The sequence below is a fragment of the Streptomyces sp. NPDC059371 genome (assembly GCF_042751995.1).
Taxonomy (GTDB): Bacteria; Actinomycetota; Actinomycetes; order Streptomycetales; family Streptomycetaceae; genus Streptomyces.
In genome coordinates, this window is record NZ_JBHYXD010000027.1 from 82,247 (window position 1) to 89,636 (window position 7,390).

Sequence of the window (7,390 nt, forward strand, 5' to 3'; positions counted from 1 at the left end):
CGGGGATGTGGTCCCGGAAGTGGACGGGTCCAGGCACACCGTGCCGGACGAGCAGCTCACCATGCCCGGCCGCACCGGCTCCCGCTCCGCCCCGCACCAGCCCCGCTCCGCCGCCCCGGACGACCAGGCCACCCTCCTCGGCAAACGCAACCGCACCCCCGCCGGACCCCCGGCAGCGGCACCCGCCGGGGCGACGACGCCAGCCCCGACCGGTGAAGACGAGGACGCCGGCGAGATCCTCCTGCGTTTCGGTCCCGGCGTCCCCCTGGAGGCCCAGGACGTCCTGCGCGCCCAGTGGCGTACCGCACCCGTATCGTCCGACAGCCGCCTCCGCCGCCGCAAACGGCGGGCCTGGATCGCCACGACGGCCTTCCTGGCCGCCGCGGCCGTCCTGCTCTGGCTGCTGCTGCGCCCCTCTCCCGCCCCCACGGTCACCGCCGTCGAAGTCCGGGCACCCGCCGGGCAGTTGCACTGCGGACAGACCGCCGATCTGGTCGGCGTCGTGACCACCGACGGCCGCGGCGGCCCGGTGACGTACCGCTGGCTGCGCAGCAACGGCCACGACTCCGGCGAGCTGGTCCGCATGGCCCGCCGGGGCGAGCGCCGGGTCACCGTGCACCTGCGCTGGACGGTCCGCGGCCCCGGCGGCTTCCGGGGAACGGCCCGCCTTCGGGTCACGCACCAGCACACGTCGCCCGAGGCGAAAGGGACGTTCAGCTACGTCTGTTCCTGACAGACCCGGTCACCCGGCGGCGGCCGGACCGGCCATCGAGCGGATCGCTCTCGGTGGCCCGCTGATCGGCAGGCCGGCAGTGCAGAGGTGCGTCAGTGCCTCGTCGCGGTCGACTGCACCGGCGTCAGCAGGCCTCGCGCCTGGACAGCGGGGAGGGACAGGGTGCGATAGCCCACGCTCTCGAACAGGACGGTGATCCTGTTCCCCTCCTCGCTCATCACCTCGCCCTCGCCCCACGTCCTGTGTCCCACCCGCGTCCCGGGCGGGAAGGCGCCGCCGGCCGCCACGAGTCCGAGCGGCTCAGGACCCGTACCGGACAGGATGTCGTCCGTCCGGAGGGGGGCCTCCTTCAGCTCCTTCGTCCGGGCGCATGTGTCGCAGCCCGCGCAGTCGCCTTCCGCCAGGCTCTCCCCGAAGTATCCGAGCATGTGCCTGCGGCGACAGCCGTTCGTCTCCGCGTACGCCCGCATCATCTCCACCCGGGAACGCTCCAGATCGACACGGGCGGAAGCGATCCGCACCGCCTCGCGGACGCAGGCGTCCCGCCGCGCCCCGGGCACGGCCCCGACGGCACCGCGCTTTTGCGTCGTCACGGCTCCGGCCTCCTCCAGCAGGTGCAGCATCGACGTCAGCGGGGTCGGAGACAGCCCGGTACGTTCGCGCAGACCGGTCGCCGTGACCGGCCCCCGGTGCTCGCGCACCGCGTCGAGCAGCCCGCCCAGCACCTCCGGGTCGGGGGCGGTGCCCGTCCGGAACCGCTGCACGCCGAGGTCCTCGGGCCGGTACGCCAGGATCGCCGTCGACGGTTGTCCGTCGCGGCCCGCCCGCCCGATCTCCTGGTAGTAGGTGTCGAGGGAACCCGGCACCGACGCGTGCAGCACGAAGCGGATGTCCGGCTTGTCGATGCCCATGCCGAACGCGGAGGTGGCGACGACCACGTCGAGTCCGCCGTCCCGGAAGCGGTCGTGCGTGCGGGAGCGCTCGGCCGCCGCCAGCCCCGCGTGATAGGCGGCGCTGTCGAACCCGAGCGCCGACAGCTCCCGCGCGTACTCCTCCGCCTCCCGCCGCGTTCCCGCGTAGACGATGCCCGGTTTGGCCTCGGCCGCGGCCCGCTCCACCACCCACCGGCGCTTGCCCGTGTTCTCCCGGTGCCGTACGACCTCCAGCGTGATGTTGCGGCGGTCGAACCCCGCGACCACCTCGTGCGCCGCGCGCCTGCCGAGGCGCTCCACGATGTCGGCCCGCACGGGGGCCGCCGCGCTGGCGGTGAGGGCGAGGAGCGGAGGCCGGCCGATGCGTTCGCGGACATGGCACAGGGAGAGGTAGTCGGGCCGGAAGTCGTATCCCCACGAGGACACGCAGTGTGCCTCGTCGACCACCATCAACGCGGGAGCGGCCGCGGCGATCTGCTCCACCACCTCGTCCTTGGCGAGCTGCTCGGGCGAGACGAACAGAAAGTCCAGGCGGCCTTCGCGTACGCGCTCCCACACCGCTTCGTTGTCCCGTGCGCGCTGCGCGGAGTTGACGGCCGAGGCATCGGATCCCTCGATGCGGGCGAGATGGGCGACCTGGTCCCGCTGGAGCGCGATCAGGGGCGAGACCACGATGGTCGGCCCCTTCAGCAGCACACCCGGCACCTGGTACACGGCGGACTTCCCGGCACCCGTCGGCATCACCACGATGGTGTCGCGCCCCTGCATCACGGCTGTCATGGCATCGAGCTGGGAGGGGCGCAGTCGCTGCCAGCCGAACACCTCGCGGGCGCAGCGGCGCAGGCGTCTTCTGAGTGACCTGGTCCTGAAGTATCCGACCTTGACACGCATGGCACTCCTGACGCCGCTCTCCGGTGAGTTCGGCGCTCGTGTACCCCGAAAGGGACGAAGAACGGTCCGCTCGGGAGGAGTTGTGGTGCCTCGGGTCGACGTCGGTGTGTCGGGGTCAGGACTCCTTGGGCGGAACGTGGCTCCGGGGTGTCAGGGCGGTGGGTCTGCCGAGGCGTACCGGGACTCCGGGTGAGTACAGGACGCTGACCGGTGGCCCGTCGGGGGCCGGGAGTCCGGCCGCCGCGAGGAGGTTCTCCTCGCAGGTGATCAGCTCCGCGCGGTGGAGCGGCCAGCGCGGATGGTCGTTGGCGAGGTAGCCGGTGCCGCCGGAGAAGGCGTTGTGCATGCCCCAGCGGGCTGTGAGGAAATGCTCCAGCTCTGTCGGGTCCGGGACGGGCGGGCCGACTCTGACGACGATGCGGCTCCGCGCCCGGGAGGTCGTGGGCCGGCGCCGGGAACTGCTGTACGTGACGGTGTCGCCGTCCGCTCGTACGTCCATGCGGGACCACAGGTACGGGAGCCGGAAGCCGAGGCGTCCCAGGAGCACCGGCACGAGCCGCGACGCGTCCATGGACCGGAAGACGACCCCGCGGCGGCCGTACGCGTCGACCGAGTAGAGGCGCACGTTGGTCTCCGGGAAGGAGCCGAAATACGGCACTCCGGGGAGCCTGAGCCAGCCCACCTTTTCCATCCGGAAGGCGACGAGGCCGACGTAGGTGAGCCCGTCGTAGGTGTCCGCGGTGAGCCCGTGCGGCAGCAGCGGGGCGACGGCCGCGGGGTCGACGGCCCAGTGGATGAAGGTGAGGTCGAGCCACCGCTGGGTGAAAAGCGGGCTGCGCACCGCGGCCGGCGCGTCGGGCGTGATGGGCGTGGGGTGCACTCCACAAGGGTGCCGGATCGCATGCGGGAGGCGGGTGGGGCGGCCGGGTGGTGATGGGTGCCGGGTGGTGATGGGGGCGGTGGGTCGGCCGGGCGGTGACGGTGGCGGTGGGTCGGCCGGGTGGTGGTGGTGGCGGTGGGTCGGCCGGGTCGTGGTGGTGGGATCGCCCTGCCTCGCCCGCGCCGTGCGGTGACCGCTGGAGCGGGCTTCAGCCGTGCAGGGGGATCTTGTGGCGGCGGGCCGGGGAGGGCGGCCACCGCAGGTGTACGCCGGTCATGCGGGCGATGAGGCGCAGATGGGCGCCTGTGTTGCCGACGTACCAGAGCGGGCGTTCCGCCCTGGTCCAGACGTACGCGGGCACGCCTGCGTCCAGGAGGGTCATCAGGCGGGGTTCTTCGAGCGTCGCGGCCGCGAGCGCGTACAGCGCCGGCAGTCTGGGGGCGATCACTCCGTAGTCGAGCATCCGGGCCAGGGGGTGTTCGTCGAGAATGGTGTCCTCGGTGGGCAGCGTGACAGGGTACACCGAGGGGAAGGACCGGCCGAGGTCGAGGAACCACTTCACGGTCCCGTAGCGGGGGTCGACGAGCCGTGGCCCGAGCGGGGCCAGTCGTCCCAGCATGAGCCGCGGTCGTACGAGCATGGCGTGGGTGAACAGGACGCGGAGCAGGGCGACGTTCATCATGAACCGCTCCACCTGCGATTCCGGCGCGGCCAGGTCCTCGTGGCGCAGGTAGCCGGCGACGATGCTGGCGTTGTGGGCGCGGTACCAGGCGGCGGGCGACGGCTTGCGGATGCAGTCCACCCAGTACTCGACGCTTCTGCCGCTCGCCTCCCCCGGGGTACCGGCGCACAGCAGGCCCGCCTCCGCCTTGTCCCTGAGGAGCCCCTCGTTCACGGAACGCCACCATGCGCTGCCCGGGCGCGTGCCGGATTCCGGGGCGAGCACTCCGCGTGCGGCGGACCAGCGCAGAAAGCTCAGCTCGGCGTGGCCGTAGCGGCGCAGGGGCTCGGAGGAGTGCGTGTAGAACTCCTGCGCCAGCGCGAGGCGGGCGGCCACGTCGTCCCGGACCAGCGCGATCCGCCGCTCGGCTCGGGAGGCTGCGTCTGCATCGGACATGGGGATCCCATCGGGCTGCTGTCGCGTGAGGAGCCGAGGAACCCGGGCCTTGCGCGCCGCTCCCCTCCTCTCAGGATCCGTGGTGGCGGCGTGTTCTGCTAGTCATCGCGAACCCGGTGGGCCCCGAGGGGCCGGTCCTGATGCTTGAGGAGTCGGTCCTGGTGTCTGAGGAGCCGGGTGGGCGCTTTCCCTGGAGGGGCCTGCCGCCCCCGGTGTCGCGGCATTCGACGTCCCTACCGCCGGACACCCGTGAGGGCGGCACTTCCGCGGCTGAGCCGATGGCGACACCCTGCCGCTGGGCTTCGGCCGGGTACGGGGTCATGGGCGCGGGGTGTTCGCCGGGCCAGTGCACCGGGCCGCGCCGCCGCACAGTTCAGGACGCGGCGCCGGAACCGAATACGGTCGTGCCCCCGCAGAGGATTGCGGCATGATCCACGGGTGATCACTGTCCGGCCCGTCCTTGAGATCCCGAGCCATGAGTCCTTCGGCCTGTGGCCGATCTCGGACGTCACGCCCTACACCTTCCTGGCGCTCGACGGAACGCTCACGCCGGATGACATCGGTACCGCGGTGATGGCGCTGGCCGCCTGCAATGACATCGATCCCGGGGACGACCGTCCACCGCGTCCCGACGACCCGCTCGGCGGCTTCCTCCACGGGCTGCTGACCATGGACCCGCTGTTCGCGGCGGGCGGGCTGCAGGTGACCGACACTGTCACCGGCACCCGTCTGGTGCCGGGCTGCTGCAGCGGGCTGGAGGACCGAGGTGACTGGCAGGACGTCCTCGACGGCGATGGTTGCGCCGCGTGGCTTGGTCACGATCCCTCACCGTCCGCCGAACGCCACGGCTCCACGGTCCGCTTGACCGTCGACTCCGGCGCGGACACCAGCCAGTGGATCGACGTGCCCGCAGCCGAACTCCGTCACCTGCTGACAGCAGCGGAGGCGGATCTCGCCGACTTCCTGGCCCTGGCCACCCGCTGGGCCACCGAGCACCTGCCGGACCACTCGGAGCGGGTCGGCGATGCGCTTGCCCGTGCCTTGGTACTGCCGCCGCGCAACTGAACGGCGCGCCCTGGGCCTTCGCTGATCCCGGCCCCCTGGCCCGCAGGCCCGCGACCTCTCAAGAGCACGCCCCTGTCCGAGCGTGCCGCATCGAAAAAGACCCCGTCCCGGACAACCGGGACAGGGTCTTTCGCAGAGCGCCGGGCAGGCCTTGCACCTGCATTTCCCCGCAGGAAGCGGGGCGTCTTTCCTTGGACCACCAACGCATCACCGACCGGCGCGACTTCCGCCGTTCAGCTCAAGATCAATCGTAGCAGTGCGGTGCTCCGGGCTCCAGACCTGGGGAAACCTGGCCGGGGCGCGGACCTTGGTGCCGATCACGTCTTCCTCGGCGAGCACGGGTCCGTAAGCGCTGGAGGCGATCGGCCGGGTGAACACCCACCACGGGGCGGGCGCAAGGCCGGCCGCGATCACTCCAGCCGGCCCCGGCTGATGGACTCCAAGGTCCCGAACGCTTCGAAAGACTAGGCTGTCTCTTCCGAGGACCTCTTGAGATCGGTTACGGAGAGCGGAAGGCTGAGAACTTTGAGTGAAGGGCTGTCGAGCGCTTCGACGCCGTCGCGCTGGGCTCCGGCCGAGCGGCAGCTGCCCCGTGACCTCAAGGAACTCATAGGTCCCGCCCGGGGGACCGTCGCTCTTCCACTGCATCTGGCCTGGTCCGGACTGCGGGTTTTCGATCTCGGTGACGAGAAGCTTCTGCTGGGGATGTACCGGATCGTCCTGCTCAACGGCATGCACGAGGACTACGTCCGCTATCTCAACGCTGCGCAGCTGGTGGCCCACTGGCCCATCCTGCGCAAGATGCTGGGCCGTGGTGTGCGCAGCGCGTGGGAGGACCGCTTCACGCAACTGCAGACGGCGGCTGCCGCGTGACCCTGCACGACTTGCCCGACCACCACCGCCGCCTGCTCCTCGACGCCCTCACCGCCGGGCACCACTACGGTCTCGCGTTGATGGGCGGCTACGCGGTCCAGGCACACGGCATCGTCCACCGGCCCAGTCAGGACCTCGACTTCGCCACGGAACACCCGGCGTCCATGAGGGAGATCGTCGACCAGCTCGCCCGGTCCCTCAGCGGCCAGGGCTGGCGCATCACCGTCATCGACGTGGCACCGCTCAAGGCGCGTTTCCTCGCCACCGACTCGGCCACGGGGGCCGCCTGCGAGGTGGATCTCCTCAAGGAGGTGCTCTGGCGCCCTCCCGTCGTGATGGACATCGGACCAGTGCTCGACCTGGACGATCTCATCGGCACGAAGGTACGCGCTCTCGGCGACCGCGGTCTCGCACGCGACGCCATCGATGTGCACGCCGCCCGCCACCTCTACACCGTCCCGCAGTTGGAAAACCTCGCAGCCAGACGGCCGGAGGAGTTCGACCTGCACGAACTCCACGACCGCCTGGAAAGCCTTGAGTGGGTCAGTGACGCCGAGTTCGAGGCGTACGGAATGGACAGCGGTCACATCACCGACCTGCGCCAGTGGGCCCAGGAATGGCTGGAAGACCTTGCACAGCGGCTTGCCGAGCCTTACCAGGAGCCTTTCGACCAGTGACGATCCGCTTGGAGCGAAGCAGCGTCGCCCAGTGGTCGAATGCGAAGGTTTCGGCACCCGTGAATCCGCCGCATCCTCCCGGCTCCCGGCTCCGACACCGGCTCCGGACATCGAAAAAGACCCTGCCCCGGACAACCGGGACAGGGTCTTTCGCAGAGCGCCGGGCAGGCCTTGCACCTGCATTTCCCCGCAGGAAGCGGGGCGTCTTTCCTTGGACCACCA

Annotated in this window: 6 protein-coding genes and 1 pseudogene; 4 read left to right on the forward strand and 3 right to left on the reverse strand. The window is 71.1% G+C overall.

The window, feature by feature from the left end; translation table 11 throughout:
- Positions 1 to 733: pseudogene (locus ACFXGX_RS18010) on the forward strand (hypothetical protein); the annotation flags it as partial.
- 92 nt (positions 734 to 825) lie between these two features.
- Here ACFXGX_RS18010 and ACFXGX_RS18015 read toward each other — a convergent pair.
- The 3 genes from ACFXGX_RS18015 to ACFXGX_RS18025 form a co-directional block, all read right to left on the reverse strand.
- Positions 826 to 2,556, reverse strand: coding sequence for a RecQ family ATP-dependent DNA helicase (locus ACFXGX_RS18015; protein WP_384791621.1), 1,731 nt, complete (start codon positions 2,554 to 2,556; stop codon positions 826 to 828).
- A 115-nt stretch (positions 2,557 to 2,671) separates the two neighbouring features.
- Positions 2,672 to 3,436: a YqjF family protein gene (locus tag ACFXGX_RS18020; RefSeq protein WP_384791624.1), complete on the reverse strand. Its 765-nt coding sequence runs from the start codon at positions 3,434 to 3,436 to the stop codon at positions 2,672 to 2,674.
- A gap of 208 nt (positions 3,437 to 3,644) precedes the next feature.
- Positions 3,645 to 4,553, reverse strand: coding sequence for a hypothetical protein (locus ACFXGX_RS18025; protein ID WP_384791627.1), 909 nt, complete (start codon positions 4,551 to 4,553; stop codon positions 3,645 to 3,647).
- 438 nt (positions 4,554 to 4,991) lie between these two features.
- Here ACFXGX_RS18025 and ACFXGX_RS18030 point away from each other — a divergent pair, with 438 nt between their 5' ends.
- From ACFXGX_RS18030 to ACFXGX_RS18040, 3 genes are all read left to right on the forward strand, one after another.
- Complete coding sequence (locus ACFXGX_RS18030) at positions 4,992 to 5,618, forward strand: hypothetical protein (protein WP_384791630.1); 627 nt, start codon at positions 4,992 to 4,994, stop codon at positions 5,616 to 5,618.
- A 525-nt stretch (positions 5,619 to 6,143) separates the two neighbouring features.
- Positions 6,144 to 6,491: a hypothetical protein gene (locus ACFXGX_RS18035; protein WP_384791633.1), complete on the forward strand. Its 348-nt coding sequence runs from the start codon at positions 6,144 to 6,146 to the stop codon at positions 6,489 to 6,491.
- On the forward strand, positions 6,488 to 7,168 hold the full coding sequence (locus tag ACFXGX_RS18040) for a nucleotidyl transferase AbiEii/AbiGii toxin family protein (RefSeq protein WP_384791636.1): 681 nt from the start codon (positions 6,488 to 6,490) through the stop codon (positions 7,166 to 7,168). The genes ACFXGX_RS18035 and ACFXGX_RS18040 overlap by 4 nt, the downstream gene beginning before the upstream one ends.
- The last annotated feature ends 222 nt before the right edge of the window (positions 7,169 to 7,390 follow it).